Annotated in this window: 16 protein-coding genes; 9 read left to right on the forward strand and 7 right to left on the reverse strand. The window is 70.1% G+C overall.

The window, feature by feature from the left end:
- Positions 1-18: 18 nt before the first annotated feature.
- Together HF999_RS08140 and HF999_RS08145 are read right to left on the reverse strand one after the other, a co-directional pair.
- Entirely contained in the window at positions 19-1,326 is a 1,308-nt protein-coding gene (locus tag HF999_RS08140; RefSeq protein WP_312854062.1) for an ATP-binding protein, read from the reverse strand.
- 56 nt (positions 1,327-1,382) lie between these two features.
- A complete protein-coding gene (locus HF999_RS08145) occupies positions 1,383-2,177 on the reverse strand; it encodes a sulfurtransferase (protein ID WP_168545389.1) in 795 nt (264 codons plus the stop codon).
- 14 nt (positions 2,178-2,191) lie between these two features.
- On the opposite strand from HF999_RS08145, the gene nudC reads away from it, so the two are divergent.
- The 4 genes from nudC to HF999_RS08165 all read left to right on the forward strand — a co-directional run bounded on the left by nudC (position 2,192) and on the right by HF999_RS08165 (position 4,565).
- Complete coding sequence (gene nudC / locus HF999_RS08150) at positions 2,192-3,094, forward strand: NAD(+) diphosphatase (protein ID WP_168545390.1); 903 nt, start codon at positions 2,192-2,194, stop codon at positions 3,092-3,094.
- Positions 3,095-3,160: 66 nt separating this feature from the next.
- Positions 3,161-3,718, forward strand: coding sequence for a hypothetical protein (locus HF999_RS08155; protein ID WP_168545391.1), 558 nt, complete (start codon positions 3,161-3,163; stop codon positions 3,716-3,718).
- Positions 3,719-3,789: 71 nt separating this feature from the next.
- Positions 3,790-4,062, forward strand: a complete 273-nt coding sequence (locus tag HF999_RS08160; RefSeq protein WP_168545392.1) for a type II toxin-antitoxin system TacA family antitoxin — start codon at positions 3,790-3,792, stop codon at positions 4,060-4,062.
- Positions 4,062-4,565: a GNAT family N-acetyltransferase gene (locus HF999_RS08165; RefSeq protein ID WP_168545393.1), complete on the forward strand. Its 504-nt coding sequence runs from the start codon at positions 4,062-4,064 to the stop codon at positions 4,563-4,565. Before HF999_RS08160 ends, HF999_RS08165 begins: the two co-directional genes overlap by 1 nt.
- Before the next feature lie 69 nt (positions 4,566-4,634).
- Here HF999_RS08165 and HF999_RS08170 read toward each other — a convergent pair whose 3' ends face one another.
- The gene (locus tag HF999_RS08170; protein ID WP_068743841.1) at positions 4,635-4,874 is read right to left on the reverse strand and encodes a mycoredoxin; all 240 of its coding nucleotides are present in this window, start codon (positions 4,872-4,874) and stop codon (positions 4,635-4,637) included.
- Positions 4,875-5,024: 150 nt separating this feature from the next.
- Here HF999_RS08170 and HF999_RS08175 point away from each other — a divergent pair, with 150 nt between their 5' ends.
- The 3 genes from HF999_RS08175 to HF999_RS08185 all read left to right on the forward strand — a co-directional run bounded on the left by HF999_RS08175 (position 5,025) and on the right by HF999_RS08185 (position 8,332).
- Positions 5,025-5,258 (forward strand): hypothetical protein, encoded by a 234-nt coding sequence (locus tag HF999_RS08175; RefSeq protein WP_168545395.1) that lies wholly within the window; start codon positions 5,025-5,027, stop codon positions 5,256-5,258.
- 126 nt (positions 5,259-5,384) lie between these two features.
- Positions 5,385-7,478: an ATP-dependent DNA helicase UvrD2 gene (locus tag HF999_RS08180; RefSeq protein ID WP_168545396.1), complete on the forward strand. Its 2,094-nt coding sequence runs from the start codon at positions 5,385-5,387 to the stop codon at positions 7,476-7,478.
- A gap of 575 nt (positions 7,479-8,053) precedes the next feature.
- Positions 8,054-8,332 (forward strand): WhiB family transcriptional regulator, encoded by a 279-nt coding sequence (locus HF999_RS08185; protein WP_168545438.1) that lies wholly within the window; start codon positions 8,054-8,056, stop codon positions 8,330-8,332.
- Between the two features lie 57 nt (positions 8,333-8,389).
- Here HF999_RS08185 and HF999_RS08190 read toward each other — a convergent pair whose 3' ends face one another.
- From HF999_RS08190 to HF999_RS08200, 3 genes are all read right to left on the reverse strand, one after another.
- Complete coding sequence (locus HF999_RS08190) at positions 8,390-9,706, reverse strand: ABC1 kinase family protein (RefSeq protein WP_168545397.1); 1,317 nt, start codon at positions 9,704-9,706, stop codon at positions 8,390-8,392.
- A 14-nt stretch (positions 9,707-9,720) separates the two neighbouring features.
- Positions 9,721-10,569, reverse strand: a complete 849-nt coding sequence (locus tag HF999_RS08195) for a hypothetical protein (RefSeq protein WP_168545398.1) — start codon at positions 10,567-10,569, stop codon at positions 9,721-9,723.
- 102 nt (positions 10,570-10,671) lie between these two features.
- On the reverse strand, positions 10,672-12,030 hold the full coding sequence (locus HF999_RS08200) for a zinc-dependent metalloprotease (protein WP_168545399.1): 1,359 nt from the start codon (positions 12,028-12,030) through the stop codon (positions 10,672-10,674).
- 95 nt (positions 12,031-12,125) lie between these two features.
- Here HF999_RS08200 and HF999_RS08205 point away from each other — a divergent pair, with 95 nt between their 5' ends.
- Positions 12,126-13,169, forward strand: a complete 1,044-nt coding sequence (locus HF999_RS08205) for a YlbL family protein (RefSeq protein WP_168545400.1) — start codon at positions 12,126-12,128, stop codon at positions 13,167-13,169.
- Between the two features lie 36 nt (positions 13,170-13,205).
- On the opposite strand, the gene HF999_RS08210 is transcribed toward HF999_RS08205, so the two are convergent.
- Positions 13,206-13,808: a PPA1309 family protein gene (locus HF999_RS08210; RefSeq protein ID WP_168545401.1), complete on the reverse strand. Its 603-nt coding sequence runs from the start codon at positions 13,806-13,808 to the stop codon at positions 13,206-13,208.
- 77 nt (positions 13,809-13,885) lie between these two features.
- Here HF999_RS08210 and HF999_RS08215 point away from each other — a divergent pair, with 77 nt between their 5' ends.
- Entirely contained in the window at positions 13,886-16,864 is a 2,979-nt protein-coding gene (locus HF999_RS08215) for a UPF0182 family membrane protein (protein ID WP_168545402.1), read from the forward strand.
- Positions 16,865-16,946 lie beyond the last annotated feature (82 nt).

The raw sequence follows: 16,946 nt of genomic DNA on the forward strand, positions 1-16,946 counted from the left end.
CTTCGGTTGGTCCGTGGGTCAGGGGCGCAGGCATGCGAGCGGGATCACCCAGACGCCGTCCGGACGACGCGCGACGGGGCCTGTGGGAATGATGACGGCCAGAGCGGTCGGTGGGCGCTCCACCTTGGCCGCGACCCGGATCAAGTTGGCCGCGGCGGCGTCGAGGTGCCGGTGCGAGAGCTTGACCTCGAAACCCGCCCACGCGCCGTCCTCGGCCTCGACGACGACATCGATCTCGTCGCGCCCCTTCGTATCGCGGAGGTGGAACACGCCGCGTGCGCCCATCGCGTCCGCGACCACGCGCAGATCGTGCACGGCCTGAGATTCGAACGCGATCCCGAGCGTCTCCAGGTCCATCAGGAGCCGGCCGGGCGTGGCGCCGAGGAGCGACAGAGCGAGCGACGGGTCCGCGAGGTGCCGCTTCGGTGTCTGGAGCAAGGAGGTCCGGGATCGTAACCGTGTGGCCCATGCCGGTTGGTCCTCGATGAGGAACAGTCGGGCTGCGAAGTCGTGGAGCACGGGGACGAGCGCAGCCGACGGTTCGACGCCACTGATCTCGCCGATCCGGCGCGCAATGGCGGCGTACGAGGCAGGTTGCCCGATCACGCCTGCATAGGCGGTGAGGAACGCGATCATCCGGCGCGGGTCGCGGCGAGCGCCGGCGACTTCCGGATAGTCGTGCTCGCTGATCTCCTCGATGTACGACCGGACATTGGTCCGGGCGTCGCTTGCAGGCAAGTCGATCCAGCCCGGCCAGCCGCCCGACACCAGCCAGTCGGCGTAGTCGGCGACGCTCGCGGACGTTCCACTGTTGGCTAGCAGGGTGCCGTCGAACAGTGCTGCCAGTGACGCATCCGCGCCCGGAGCGCGGCGTTCGCCCAAGGTCATCGTGCGCATCGCGACGGACGAGATGCGGCCCGCGCCGGGATGGCGGCGCGCATCGTCGGGTGGCGTCGCCGAACCCGTCAAGATGAATTGGCCGCGCTCGCGTCGATCGTCGATCTCGTGCCGGACGGCGTTCCAGATCTCCGGAATCTCCTGCCACTCGTCGAGAAGACGCGGAGTAGCGCCGACGAGCGCCAGCATCGGATCGGTTCGCGCGAGCGCGACCTCCGGTGACGAGGAGTCGAGGCGGATCTCCGAGCGGGCTAGTCTTCGTGCCGATTCGGTCTTCCCGCACGCCCTCGGGCCGCGGATCAGGAGTCCGCCCGACGTGCGTAAACGCCGCTCGAGTACCTCGTCGACGACGCGCGGAAGGTACGAACTCATTCTCTGACGGTAGTCCACGTCTGGAGTAATGACAACATCATGTGTGGATAAATCCATAGGTCATGTGTGGATTTATCCACACCTGAGCTATGGATATCTCCGGCCCTTGCAGGTCAGATCGAGGTCGCCGCGGGGCGGTCGGTGGAGGCGTACTGCGACCAACTGCCGGGGTAGAGACGGCCGCCGTCGAAACCGGCGTGCTCAGCGGTGAGCAGGTTGTGGCACGCGGAGACGCCGGAACCGCAGTAGGCGACGAAGTCCTCGCCGGCCCGTAGGCCGGCCGCCTCGAACCGGGCCCGGAGCTCCGGGACGGGGAGCAGCGCACCGTCGGACACATTGTCCCGGCACGGCACGCTGACGGCCCCGGGGATGTGCCCGGCGCGAGGGTCGATGGTCTCGTTCTCGCCGCGGAACCGGTCCGCGGGGCGCGCGTCGATGACGGGGACGGCGCCCGCGGCGGCCTCGTCGATCGTCGCCAGACGGTCCGCCGGCCAGGGCCTGGGCGTGAAGGTCGCGGGCGCGGGCACGACGGTGCCGGTGTCGTCGAGGGGGCCGAGCGGACCGTCGAGCAGCGCGGCCGACTCGCCGATCGACCGGAGCAGCCAGACGAGTCGCGCCGCCATGACGCCGCCGGCGTCGTCGTAGGCCACGACCGTCGCGCCGTCGCCGATGCCGGCCGCGGAGAGTCCGGCGGCGAAGGCCTCCGGCGTCGGGAGAGGGTGTCGGCCCGCCTCCGGGGTCGCCGGCGCGGCGAGGTATCCGTCGAGGTCCACGTACACCGCGCCGGGGAGGTGTCCGGCGTCGTAGGCCTCGCGGGTGGAGCGCCCGTCGAGGTAGCACCGGGTGTCGGCGAGGATCACGCCGGGGTTGGCCCGCACCCAGGCGGCGTCCACGAACGGTTCGATCATGTCGTCAGCCTACGATGATGAGTGTGGCGAAGCTCAGTCTGACCGTGCCCCCGCTCCTGTCGCGCTTCCACGTCGACCGCGCCGACGAACTGCGCGCCGACGAATCCGCGCTCGACGCCGCCTGGGCGACCGCGAAGGTGCTGCGCATCGACCCGCGCGGCCGCTTCGACCTCGACGGCACCGACCTCGTCTTCGCGCGCGGCCACGAGGTCGCGTCGTCGCGCCCGGCGGACGCGGTGCTGCTGGGCCGGGTCGACGGTGTGCCGGTCTTCGCGCTGCGCGTCGAGCACTTCGACGGTGCCGACCTCCGGATGCGCGGCCACCTGCTGTCCCCGGTCGACTCCGCGCTGCTCGGCGAGGCCCTCGGCATCCTCAATTGGCATGCCACGGCAGGGTTCTCGCCGGTCGACGGTGCGCCGACCGTCCCCGGGAAGGCGGGTTGGGTACGCACCACCGCCGACGGGCGCGAGGAGTTCCCGCGCACCGACGGCGCGATGATCACGCTGGTCCACGACGGCGGCGACCACGTCCTGCTGGGCCGGCAGCATCAGTGGCCCGAGCGGTTGTTCTCGTTGTTCGCGGGGTTCGTGGAGCCGGGGGAGTCGCTGGAGCAGTGCGTCGCGCGCGAGCTGCACGAGGAGGCGGGGATCGCGGTCGACGAGATCACCTATGTCGCGAGCCAGCCCTGGCCCTTCCCGCGGTCGCTGATGCTGGGCTTCACGGCCCGCGCGTCGCGGGATGCGGTGCTCGACTTCCGTGACGGCGAGATCGCCGAGGCGCACTGGTTCAGTCGGACGCAGGTCCGGGAGGCGCTGGAGGCGGGGGATTGGAGCACCGACGCCCCGGAGGCGCCACTCCTGCTGCCCAACTCCATCTCCATCGCCCGCGCGATCACGGAGGCGTGGGCGGCGCAGTAGGTCTCCACCCGGATCTCCACCCGCGGGACGAGGGCTCCCGCGCGAAATGCTCGTAGTTTTCTTCCCGTGAGCTACGTACGAGGTTTCCTTCCCTGGATCGTCCTGGCGGTCGCGTCGTCGACCGTCGGCTGGCAGTGGGGCGCGCTCGGCGCGCTGGCCACGACCGCGGTGGTGCTGCATCTCGATCGGCGTGCGGGCATTCGGGCCGGTGCCCTCGAGTTCGGCGGCGCCGTGTACTTCGCCGCGCTGGCCGTGCTCGCCTTCGCGGCGCCGCACTCGCCCCTCGAGGCGTACGACGGTGCCCTCTCCTCCGGGTGGCTCGCGGTGATCGCGGGTGTGGGGCTGGCGACGGGCCGGCCGTTCACGCTGGCCATCGCGCGCCGCTCCGTCGACGAGGAGACCGCGCGGCATCCGATGTTCCTGCACGTCAACATGGTGATCACCGCGGTGTGGACAGTGTCCTTCGCGGCGGCGGCGCTGCTCGGCGCGGTGTGCGTCGCGACGGGCGAGTCGGAGCCGGTGCGGATCGCGGTGCAGGTCGCGGCGTTCGCGGTGCCGGCGCTGTTCACGAAGACCTACGTCGCCCGGATCGGGGAGCGGCGGGCCGCGCTCGCAGCGGCGTAAGACCGAGGCAGAATCCTCTGGCCAGTGTACGGACAGTGTCCGTACACTGGCCGTAGGAGAGGTGACCGACCATGACTGCTGCGAAGACCCGCAGGTTGGAAGTACGAGTCGACGAGGAGACCGTTGCGCGGATCAACCGCGCGGCGAGCATCGTTGCTGAGCCCGCGTCCGAGTTCGTGCGCAAGGCCGCGTTGTCCCGCGCGGAGGAGGTGCTCCAAGACGCGCTGACCACGTCGATGCCCGCAGATCAATTCGACGAACTGCTCGATGGCCTCGATCGTGCGGACGAGGCACCGGCGTTGGCGGAGCTGGCACGGCGGCCCCGGGCTTACCGCCGGCCCTGATGTTCGATTCGGAGCGCCTGAACGAGACGCACGAGGTGGAGGAATTCGACTCGGGCAACACATGGTTGGATTCCTGGCTCCATGCGTTCGCGCGACGGGCGGATTCCACGGGGATCGCGCGGACGTACGTGTGGACCGCGCCGGGTGACAGGCGAGTGGTGGCCTACTACGCGCTCTGCCCGACCGAGGTGGACCGCGCCGCGGACGGTGTGCCGTCGCCGATCGCCGGTGGTGTGTCGCGGATCCCGGGATACCTGCTCGCGCGGCTGGCGGTGAGCCGGGATCACCAGGGGCGTGGCCTTGGCGGGCAACTGCTTCTGGACGCGCTGGAGAAGGCCGTGGAGGCCTCGGAGATCAGTGGCGGACGCGTGATCGTCGTGGACGCGATCGACGATGCCGCGCACGAGTTCTACCGGCGGTACGGATTCGTCCCGGTACGCGGGCGGCCCGGGCGACTGGTGATGAAGACGGCCACCGCGGCGCGGGCCGTGCGCGGAGAATGAAGACAGTCCGGTCATTCGTCTCGAGGATCCTTGAGACGAATGACCGGACTTTCGGCGGCCGGCCGGGGGTCAGACGCCGAGCTTGCGCTTGACGTCGGCGAGCGAAGGGTTCGTGGCGGTGCTGCCGTCCTCGTACTTCACGGTGGGGACCGTCTGGTTGCCGCCGTTGACGCCCTCGACGAAGGCCGCCGCGGTGGGATCCTCCTCGATGTTGATCTCGGTCCAGGAGATCCCGTTGGCCTTGAGGCCCGTCTTGAGGCGGTTGCAGTATCCGCACCACGTGGTCGTGTACATAGTCAGCTGGCTCATAAGACAACTCAACCACGCCGCCATGCTGGTTCTTCCCGCGCTTCTCCTGCACGTCGCGTGGGCTGGGGCCGTTCAGCGGAGTCGGATGCGACGGGCGTGAGACGCTGCTTGGGCCCAGCTCAACTACCAGGTCAGTTACGGAGGGATGCTATGAGTGAATTGGCTGCTGGACTCAAAGAGATTCTCAATCAGGCGGTCGACGCCCACAACCGCCTGATGACGGTGTATCGGGATGCTGCGGCGGGCGAAGGCGCGACATCGAGTGCAGGCGGTGAAGCACCACCGCCGTCGCTGGCGATCCTCGATGCCGCTGCAGACATGAACTCGGCGTACACCAAACTCGGAAAACTGATCCTGCGGCTCGACCCGGATGCCCTCAACTGATGAAGGCGCGTGGGTTGCGAGGGGATTCCGGTTGGCGCACCGTCGACCCCGAGTAACGGGACCGGGGTGCCGGGCCGGGCACCGTCGACCCCGGACCTGTCAGCCCGGACTGGAATACTCGACTCTGTGATCGAAGCACTGGACCCGGAGCAGCAGGAGGCGGTTCTCGCGCCGCGCGGACCGGTGTGCGTGCTGGCGGGCGCGGGCACGGGCAAGACCCGCACCATCACCCACCGCATCGCGCACCAGGTGTCCACGGGGCACGTCGCCGCGGGCCAGGTACTGGCCGTCACGTTCACCTCGCGCGCGGCGGGGGAGATGCGGGCGCGGCTGCGCGGGCTCGGGATCGGCGGGGGAGACGGGCAGCCGGGCGTGCAGGCCGTCACCTTCCACGCCGCCGCGATGCGGCAGCTGCGCTACTTCTGGCCCCGCGCGATCGGCGACACGCGCTGGGAGCTGCTCGACAACAAATTCCCCGTGATCGGCCGCGCCGCCCGGGATTGCGACCTGCGCCCGGAGACCGACACGATCCGCGACCTGCTCAGCGAGATCGACTGGGCCAAGGCCTCACTGGTCACCCCGGAGACCTACGCGAAAGCCGTCGAGGAGACGGGGCGCACCGCCCCGATGGCGCCGGGCACCGTCGCCGATGTGTACGCGGCGTACGAGCGGCGCAAGACCGATCAGGACGGCAACCGCCTGCTCGACTTCGACGACCTGATCCTGGTCACGGCCGCGATCCTCGAGGACAACCACATGATCGCGGAAGAGTTCCGCGACCGGTACCGCAGTTTCGTCGTCGACGAGTACCAGGACGTCACGCCGCTGCAGCAGCAACTCCTCAACGCCTGGCTCGGTGACCGCGACGACCTCACGGTGGTCGGCGACGCGAACCAGACCATCTACTCCTTCACCGGCGCGACCCCGGGCTACCTGCTCGACTTCACGCGCCGCTTCGAGGACGCAACGATCGTACGGCTGCAGCGCGACTACCGCTCTACGCCGCAGGTCGTGGCGCTGGCCAATAAGGTGATCGGCGCGGCCCAGGGCAGGGTCGCCGGGACGCGCCTCGAGCTCATCGGGCAGCGCCCGGAGGGCCCGGCCCCGATCTACGCCGAGGTCGACGACGAACCGGCGGAAGCGAAACTCGTCGCCAAGCGGATCCGGGAGCTGCTGGCCAGGGGCGTCCCCGCCAGCGAGATCGCGATCCTCTACCGGATCAACGCGCAGTCAGCCGTGCACGAAGCCGCGCTCACCGAGGCGGGCATCCCCTACCAGGTGCGCGGCGGCAGCGCCTTCTTCGAGCGGCCCGAGATCGGCCAGGCCGTCCGCGCGCTGATGGATCGCGCCGGCCAGTTCGGCGGTGTCGCGGGGGAGGAGCTGCTGTCCCTGGTGCGGGGCGCGCTCGAGCCGCTGGGCCTCACGGAAGCGCAGCCCGACGGTGCCCGTGCCCTCGAACGGTGGCAGGCCCTCGACGCGCTGGTCGACCTCACGAAGAACCTGTCCACGGAGCGGCCGGGCCTCACCCTGGCCGAGCTCATCGGCGAGCTGCGCGCCCGCGCCGAGGCCAAACATCCGCCCACGATGCAGGGCGTCACGCTGTCGTCGTTGCACGCCGCGAAGGGCCTGGAGTGGGACGCGGTGTTCCTCGTCGGACTCACCGAGGGGTCGGTGCCGATCTCGCAGGCCATCGCCAAGGGCGATCCGGAGCCGATCGAGGAGGAGCGGCGCTTGCTGTACGTGGGCGTCACCCGCGCGCGCGAGCACCTGCACCTGTCGTGGGCGCTGGCCCGCAACGAGGGCGGCCGCAAGACGCGCAAGCGCACCCGCTTCCTCGATGTCGTGGCCGGCCAGGCCGACGCCGGCAGGCCCCGCGCGGCCGAGAGCGGACCGTCGAAGGGCAAGCGCCGCAGCTCCGATATGTGCCGCGTGTGCGGCGGCATCCTCGACACCCGCGAGGAGAAGCTGCGCTCGCGCTGCGAGGACTGCCCGTCCGACCTCAATGACGCCCTGGTCGAGGCGCTGAAGATCTGGCGCACCGGGCAGGCTCGCGATCAGCAGATCCCGCCCTACACGATCTTCTCCAACGCCACGCTGTTCGCGATCGCGGAGCACGAACCGCGCACGCGGGCCCAGTTGATGCGGATCAACGGCATCGGGTCCACCAAGATCGACAAGTACGGCGACGAGGTCCTCGCCATCGTCTCCGAGCACGCCTGACCGCATAAGCGCAGGTCAAAAATAACTTGTGCGGATAGTTTCGTCCGCATACTGTGTATCTCGACCGCACGGGATGACGCGCGAGGTACGTCCTCGCCCGCCGGAACGTGATTGACCAGCACGCGAAAGGAGGCATACGAAATGAACAACGCAGTTATCTACGCAGCCAAGCAGTTCACCGCAGCAGAGGGTGGAGTGTTCGCAGCAGTAGCGGTTCGTGACGGTGTCTCCCCCGGCCTGCACGGCATGTCGCCCAGTTCCTGGCGCCTACGCCCGCAGACGCCGATTCGCGACGTCGATCACGAACCGCTTACGCGCCCCGTGTGTTCCGTGCAACGAGGTTAGGTCCTACGACCCACCTCCGCACACTCACCACGGGACCCGCAGCCGCGCGGAACCCGTGGATTCACGGTCTCTCGTCCACCCCGCACCGTCGGGGATCGAGGACCGCCACACGGTTCGCGCACTCACCCGGAAGAAACATCCCGTGCGCCTGCCCGGCGCCGCTACCGAGGCCACCTGAACCACAGGTGGAAAGGTGACCAGAAGTGCCGACCATCCTGGACGAACGCCCCATGGAGGGGAACGTCCGCAGCATCGATTCCGTCAGTATCAGCATCGAGAGCCGCGTGCCCTGTCGCGCCGGCGATCCCGACCTGTGGTTCGCCGAGGCCCCGTCGGACCTCGAACGGGCCAAGACCCTGTGCGAGAGCTGCCCCCTGCAGCGCGCCTGCCTGGCTGCCGCGCTGGACCGCGCCGAGCCCTGGGGCGTGTGGGGCGGGCAGATCTTCGACCAGGGGGTCGTGATCGCCCGCAAGCGCCCGCGCGGCCGGCCGCGGAAGAATGCGGCCTGAGCGCAGTGAGCCCCGATCCGAGAGGATCGGGGCTCACTCGTTTTCGGGGGAGGTGTTCTAGTCGTCGCCGTCGAGCAGCGGGATCCAATGCTCGACGATCGACCGGTACGGCGCCTCCGCCTCCATCTGCGAGCAGATCCCGACCATGCCGAGCAGCACCCGGAAGAGCATCACGTACTCGGCGGGGAGCGACAGTTTGCGGCCGGTCTGGAACTGCTCGCCGCGCACGTCGGTGGCGGTGTAGGCGGCCTGCATCAGCCACTTGCGGGTGAAGTGGAAGCTCTCCGACCGCAACGGATCGACATAGGGCGCGAGGTAGCTGCGGATGTCCTCGGGCGTGATCTCCAGGCGCGGGGGGATGAAGCCCTGGCTGCGCAGCAGCGGGAACAGGGCGTCGTAGTCCTCGTCGCGGGCGAGCCGCAGGATCTTCCCGACGGCGGGCGGGATGCCGCCCGGGTACTCGGCCACGGCGCCGAAATCGAGCGCGATGAGCCGTCCGTCGGGGGCGATCATGAAATTGCCCGGGTGCGGGTCGCCGTGCAGCAGACCGGTGCGCGCCGGCGCGGACACCTCGAACTCGGTGAGCTTGGACGCGGCGTCGTTCCGCTCCTCCTGCGAACCACCGCTGATCACCTCGCGCAGCGGGCGGCCGTTCACCCATTCGCTGATGATCACCGTGGGGGCGCTCGCGAACACCTTGGGCACCTTGACGTTCGGGTCACCGTCGAAGGCCTTCGCGAACTTGCGCTGGTTGGTGGCCTCGTACCGGTAGTCCAGTTCCGCCTCGGTGCGGTCGGTGAGCTCCTGCACCAGTGACTTCACGTCGGCGCCGGGCGTGAGCGGCTTGAGCACGGAACTGAGCCGCCCCAGGGCCTTGAGGTCGGCGCGCAGGGCCTCGTCGGCGCCGGGGTACTGCACCTTGACGGCCACCTCCCGACCGTCCGCCCAGACGCCGTGGTGCACCTGCCCGATCGACGCGGACGCTGCGGCATCGTCGTCGAAGGAGCTGAATCGATCGCGCCAGCCCGTGCCGAGCTGCTGGTCGAGGACCTTGTGCACGGTGGCGGCGGGCATCGGCGGCGCCTCGTTCTGCAGCTTCGCGAGTGCGTCGCGGTACGGCGCGGCGTACTCGGGCGGCACGGCCGCCTCCATCACGCTCATCGCCTGCCCGAGCTTCATGGCGCCACCCTTGAGCTGGCCCAGCACCTCGAACAGCTGCTCCGCCGCCTTGGCCTGCAGTTCGGCGTTGACCTCGTCCTTGTCCGCGCCGGCGAGTCGCTTGCCCCAGCCCACCGCTGTGCGCCCGGCCATGCCCAGCGGCAGACCGGCCAACTTCGCGGTGCGCTTCGCGCCACCGCGGGTGATCTCGGACATCGGGCCCCCTGGAGTCAACCAGCAGCCTCGGCAGCGGAGGGAATGGAGACCCCGCATCCGCACCCGGGGTGCATGAACCATCGTCGGACGGCGATAGCGCTGCCCTCGATCTCCAACGTACAGCTGAGGACATCCGGCGGTGGAGCGCAGTCCCATCGCCCGGAGGCCACTGCGTCGACCTGCTGGGCCGCGACGGCGGCCGTCATCCGCAGTACCTGCGGTGACGCACGCCCCGACCTGCCGAAGAGCTGACACGCCAGCGTCGGCCAGCCGGGGTCGGCATCGGAGCGGCTGCGGTCCAGGCAGCGCAGGCAGGGCCCCGCGCCGGGGAGGACCAGCGGGCCGATCACCCCGGCACCGTCGCGCAGGACGACCGGAAGATGCGGCACGCGCTCGCGCATGAGCCGCGCCACCAGCGCCGGGTCGGGGGAGAGCTGGTCCGTGAGCAGCACCAGATCGACATCGCGGCCCGTCGGCGACCAACTGCGCGCGGTTCCCGCACTCACCCGGACCGCGTCGAGGGCGGCGAGCTCGCCGAGCACGGCGTCGGCGACCGGTCCGCGCCCGTGCAGGTGGACGCGGAGCGGCGAGCGCGGCGGTTCGGCCTCCAACAGGCCGTGGTCGCGCAGAGCGTCGAGCAGGTCGGCGACATCGGCCGGGGTCATGCCGAGGTCCGCGGCGCGGCGTTCCAGCTCGCGCGCGCTGCGGAAGCTCTGCAACCACCGCAGCAGGTCAGCCGCGGCGTCCGGCGCGAGCCACGGAGGCGGCTGGAGCACGGGCGCGCCGGTCGCGGCGGCGCCCAGCTGGACGAGCGTGGGCGGACGCACCACGACGGTCAGGAACGGGCTCAGACGGTGCCGCATGCGCCCAGTCGATCACGTCGCGCCGCGTGCACACCGCCGCACGGGCCCGTTATCCACAGGGTGAAACCGGTGCTGAGCAGCGGCGATGTGCCGCCGGACGGATCAGTTCTCGTCCGTCCCCGACTCGCGCCGCATCTCGCGCTCGATCGCCGCGATCGGATCGTCCAGATCGGACAGATCCGTACCGGTCGCATCGCCGAGGAAGCGGTCGATGAAGCCCGCGGGATTGTCGAGATCGGAGGCATCCGGGATCAGGTCCGGGTGGGCCCACACGCCGTCGCGCTGCTCCATCGAGGTTGCCGTCAGCAGGCGTTCCCACAGATCGGCGGCCTCGCGGACCTTGCGCGGGCGCAGCTCGAGGCCGACCAGCGTGGCGAAGGTCTGCTCGGCAGGGCCGCCCGACGCGCGCCGGCGGCGCATGGTCTCGCGCAGCGCCGCCGCACTGGGCAGCCGCTCCGCGATCGCCGCGTGCACCACCGTCTCCACCCAGCCCTCGATCAGGGCGAGCAGCGTCTCGAGCCGATCGAGCGCGGCCTTCTGCTCGGGCGTGGCCTTGGGCTGCAGCGCGGCACCCTGCGCGGCCATCAGCTCCTCGAGCTTGGCCGGGTCGGCCAGGGCCGACGGGTCCAGCCCCTGGGCGAGCTCCTCGATGCCGGACATGTCGATCGTGATGCCGCGCGCGTACTGCTCGACCGTGTCCAGCAGGCGAGACCGCAGCCACGGCACGTGCGAGAACAGGCGCTGGTGCGCGGCCTCGCGGGCGGCGAGGAAGACGAGGATCTCCTGGTCCTTCTGCTCGAGATCCTTGCTGAAGGCCTCGACGGCCGCGGGCAGCAGCGCCGCCGTGTCGTCCGGGCCCAGCGGGATCCCGATGTCCGTGCTGGTGAGCACCTCCTTGGACAGGGAGCCGAGCGCCTGGCCGAGCTGCGTGCCGAAGGACATCGACCCGAGCTGGGTGAACATGCCCATCATCGGGGCCGCCATCTCGCGCGCCTCCTCGGGCATGTTCTGCAGCCACGACCCGGAGATCTTCTCCGCGACGGGGTTCACCAGCCGCTTCCAGGTGGGCAGGGTCTTCTCCTGCCAGTCCACGGGCGTCCAGGCGGCGATCTTCTGCGGGCCCGCCGGGAGCACCGTGGCACCGTCGAGCCACAGCTGCGCGAGGTGGGTCGACTCCTCGACCGCCTTGCGCTGGCCCTCGGTGACGGGCTCGTGCTTGCCGAGGGTCTGCCGGGCGAGCTGCGCGGCGACGGTGTAGTTGACGGGATCGCCGGTGGCGCCGCCGGGCGCGGTCATGCCCGTCCCCATCCCGGAGATCATCTGGCCGAGCTGGCTGAGCATGTCGCCGAGCTGCGACATGTCGAAGGGCTGGCCGGCGCCGAACGGCTGGTCCCCACGGCGCCCGTTGTTGTCGTCCCCGTCGTCGTTCGACGCGGAGAATCCGAAGGGCATGTCGTTCATGACTCCACGGTACTGCCCCGGTCGGGGCACGTCCGCCGCGTCCGTCACGCTCTGGGCGAACAGCCGTGCGCCGGGCGACGACTACGCTGTGGCCCGTGACGGAACGCAGGATCACGACCGTACTCGCCGCGCTGCTGCCCCTGGTGGTGCTGGCGCTGCTCGGGATGTTCGTGACGGTGCCCTATGTGGCCGTCGGCCCGGGCGACACGGCCGACACCCTGACCACGTACACCGAGAAGGACAAGAACGGTAAGCCGCACAACCGCAAGGTCATCACGATCGAGGGGCTGCCGGTGCACCAGCCGGCCGGACAGCTGCGGTTCACCACCATCTCCGTGACCGACGGCCTCAACCTCTACGGCGCCCTCGCGAAGTGGATCTCCGGAGATCAGATCGCGCCCCGCGACGCCTACTACCAGCCGGGCGCCACCCGCGAGCAGATCGAGCAGGGCAACCGCGAGCAGTTCACCGGCTCCGAGTCGGCGGCCACGATCGCTGCGCTGCACTACCTCAAGATCCCCACGGCGATCGGCGTCGTCGGACTGAGCACCGGCGGACCGTCGGAGGGCAAGCTGCGCGAGGGTGACGTCCTGGAGTCCGTCGACGGTACGCCCGTGACCGCGGCCGACCAGGTGGCCAAGGCGCTCGAGGGGAAGAAGCAGGGCGATGTGGTCACCGTCGCCGTGCGCCGTGCCGATGGCACCGCGCAGGTCCCGGTCGCGCTGCGGGACTCGGACGGGAAGCCTCGGCTGGGCATCTCCGTCGGGCAGGTGCCCGCCGACCCGAAGGTCCGCATCGGGTTCGGGGTGCAGCAGGTCGGCGGGCCCTCGGCGGGCCTCATGCTCACGCTCGGCATCATCGACCTGGTCGAGCCCGGCGACCTCACGGGCGGCAAGAACGTGGCGGGGACCGGCGAGATCGCCGCGACCGGCGAGGTCGGGCCGATCGGCGGTATCGCGCACAAGCTGCAGGGCGCCAAGCGCGACGGTGCCTCCGTGTTCCTGGTGCCCGCGCCCAACTGCTCGGAGGCCAAGAACGACCCGCCGAAGGGCCTCCAGCTGGTCAAGGTCGAGAACCTCGACGGGGCCGTCAAGGCGCTCGCCGATGTCCGCGAGGGGCGCCCCGCACCGTCGTGCTGACGGGCGCCGGCCCGTCGTACCCGACGGTGCCCCGTCCTAGTCCTCGTCGTCGAAGGTGGCGAGCAGGCCCTGGATCAGCCCGGGCGCGAGCTGATCCGCGCGGAGCAACTCGGCATCGGCGAAGGGATCGTCCTCGTCGTCGGGCTGGAGCGAGAGCAGCGTGATCCGGTGGCCGTCGCGCAGCACCGCCGCGACCATCCGCGCCACCTTGCGCTCCGGGTGGTTCTCCGCGGCCGCGCGGCCGGCTCGATCCGCGGCGTCCGCGTCGGCGAGGTGCGGCTCGAGGGCACCGTCGAGGTCGGCCTCCGCGTTCGGCGGGAGCACGATGATCTCCTGCACGAGCGCGCAGCCGACGACCTCGTCGGGCCAGGTCGTGGTCGCGAGAACGTGGTCCAGCTCGGCGCTGCCGCCCCGCGGATCGCCGGGGAGCGGCTCCTGCTCGATCACCGTGAGCGAGGCACCGTCGTTGAGGATGTCGGCCCAGTCCGGCTGGCTGGTGGCCAGCAGCGAGGTGGGGACGAGACCGAACAGCTGGGGCGGCTGGCCCCAGCCCTGGGGTTCGACGAATTCGATCGCCTCGCGGGCGGCGCGGCCCAGGGCCGCCTCATCGAAGACCTGCTCGGGCTCGTCGTAGCTCACGGCCCCATGATCGCATCCTCGGCGTCGTCGGCGAGCACGGGTGAGTCCGATCTCGGGCAATCCGTACAGTGGTTGTCGTGACGACACCTCGTGCCGCGGGCATCCCCTCGCTGTCCCGCCGGGCAAAGATCCTCATCGCAGTCGCCGTGGGCCTCCTCGCTCTGCTTCTCATCGGACCGCGCGTGGTGGACCTGTACACCGCGTTCCTGTGGTTCGGTTCGCTGGGCCACGCGGGGGTGCTGCGCACCGTCCTGCTCTCGCGGCTCGCGCTGTTCGTGGTGACGGGCCTGATCCTCGCCCTGTTCACGTTCGCCGGGATGTGGCTGGCGTATCGGGTGCGGCCGGCGTTCCTGCCCTCGCCCACCGACGATCCGGTGGTCCGCTATCGCGCCGTGGTCACGAGCAGGCTCAAGACCTTCGCGATCGTTCCGGCGCTGCTCATCGGCCTGATCGCGGGCATCTTCGGGCAGGCGTCGTGGCAGCAGGTGCTGCTCTTCTTCAACCGGCAGCCCTTCGGCAGCACCGACGCCGAGTTCGGCATGGACATCGGCTTCTACGCGTTCACGCTGCCCTTCATCGAATTGGTGCTGGGCTTCCTGTTCGCGGGCCTGATCCTGATGTTCCTGGCGAACCTCGTCTCGCACTACGTGTTCGGTGGTATCCGGCTCGCGGGTCGCGACGGCTCGCTCTCGCGCGGCGCTCGGATCCAGCTGGCCGCGATCGCCGGGGTGTTCCTGGTCGCCAAGGCCGTCGCCTACTGGTTCGACCGGTATGCGCTCGTGTACTCGAACCGGTCGCCGATGTTCACCGGCGCCAGCTACACCGACATCCACGCCATGCTGCCGGCGAAGGCGATCCTCACGGGCATCGCGATCATCTGCGCCGCGGCCTTCTTCTTCGGCATCGTCCTGCGCGACCTGCGGGTGCCCGCCATCGCGACGGTGCTCATGCTGTTCTCCTCGCTGGTCGTCGGCGTCGGTTGGCCCACCGCGATCCAGACCTTCTCCGTGGGGCCCAACGCGGAGAAGGAGCTGCCCTACATCGCACGGAACATCGCGGCCACCCGCGAGGCCTACGGGCTGGCGAACGCGAAGTACGAGACCGCCGATGCGAAGGTCTCACCCGAGGCGCTGCAGACCCTCACGGCCAAGGACGCGCCGTCCTTGCAGAACGTGCGTCTGCTCGACCCGAACGTGGTCTCGCCGGCGTTCTCCAACTTCGGCAAGCTCAAGGACTACTACAAGCTCACCGACAAGCTGTCGGTGGACCGCTACGACGTGGGCGGCAGCCTCACCAACGTGCTGCTCGCGCCGATCGAGCTGAACCCGGGGAAGACGCCGACCGACTGGACCTCGCGGCACATGGTCTACACGCACGGCAACGGGCTGATCACCGCGCCCGCCGGCCAGGTCGACCAGGTCGTCAGCGAGAGCGGCCGCGACGCGGTCGCGAACGCCGGCGGCCAGCCAGTGTTCACCCGCAACGGGATCGCGGGCAAGGCCACCGTGACGCAGCCGCGCATCTACTTCGGCGAGATCATCGGTTCGGACCCGGACTTCTACTCCGTGGTCGGCAGCACCGGTGACGCGCGTGAGCTGGACAGCGATTCCGAGCGCTCGCGGTACGAGGGCTCCGGCGGCGTGCGGATCGGCAACTGGTTCACCCGCTTGGCCTACGCCATCAAGTTCACCGAGCGGAACATCCTGCTCAACGGCAACATCGGTCCGGACTCGAAGATCATCTACCAGCGCGATCCGCGCGACCGCGTCAAGCAGCTCGCGCCCTTCCTCACCGTGGACACCAAGACCTACCCGGTGGTCGACTCGCGCACCGGCCGCATCCTGTGGATGGTGGACGGCTACACCACGCTGCCCAAGTATCCGTACGCGCAGCAGACCTCGCTGTCGGACGCCACGGGCAGCCGCCAGCAGGTCGCGCCGGGCCAGCAGACGCAGCGCCGCCAGGTCGACGAGAAGGTGGGCTACATCCGCAACTCGGTCAAGGCCACCGTCGACGCCTACGACGGCACGGTGCACCTGTACCAGGTCGACGAGAAGGACCCGGTGCTCAACGCGTGGAAGAGCGTCTTCCCGGGGGTGATCGAGCCGAAGAGCACGATCCCGACCGAGGTGGCGCAGCAGTTCCGCTACCCCCAGGATCTGTTCGAGGTGCAGCGGTTCCTGCTGCAGAAGTACCACACGACGGATGCGAACACCTTCCGCCAGCAGAACGACCTGTGGCAGATCGCCGCGGCGCCGAAGGAGACGCCCGATAAGGACGACCTCCAGTCGCCGTACTACTCGGTGGCGGCGGCGCCGGGCGGCGGGGCCGCACAGTTCCAGTTGTCGTCGATCCTGCAGCAGAAGGATCAGGCGTACATGGCGGCCTACGTGTCGGTGGCGTCGGACGGTGAGGATGCGGGCCGGCTCGTGGTGCGCGATGTCCGCGGGCTGCCCGGCAAGCAGACGCCCGGCCCGGTGTGGGCGGTCGACCTGATCAATGGCTCCCAATCGGTCGCGAACGACAAGGCGAACATCCAGGCACTGAGCCCCAAGTTCGGCAACCTGCAGGCGATCAGCCTGGCGAACGGCGGGCTGACCTATGTCTGGCCGATGTACGCCCAGGGCCAGGGTGGGAGCACCGCGCCGAAGCTGATCAAGGTGCTCAGCCTGAACCCGGTCACGGGTGGCGCGGGCTACCGGACCACGGTCGCGGCGTCGCTGTCCGACGCCGGGTACCGGGGCGTGGACGAGGCGCTCGCCAGCGCCGCGACGGGCGTCTCGGGCCCCACGGTCTCGGGCCCCACACAGGGCCAGACGGTGCCCGGGCCCACGCAGCCCGGTAACGGCGCCCAGCCGCCCGCCGCGGCGACGACGCCCGGCGGCGACACCCCGGAGGTTCAGGCCGCGGTGAAGGCCGTCGGTGACGCCTGGGGCTCGGTGCTGTCCGCGCAGCGCTCCGGCGATCAGGTCGCCGTCGGCACCGCGATGAAGCAGCTCGGTGACGCCATCACCAAGCTGCAGGACGCCGAGTCGAAGGCGCGGGGCGGCAAGTGATCTCCGCTCCCGGGCCGGGTGCGACGGTGCCCGCCCGGCCCGGGAGACTCACGTCACGTTCAAACGATTTGCATATCGCGAC

The organism is Tsukamurella spumae (assembly GCF_012396015.1).
Taxonomy (GTDB): domain Bacteria; phylum Actinomycetota; class Actinomycetes; order Mycobacteriales; family Mycobacteriaceae; genus Tsukamurella; species Tsukamurella spumae.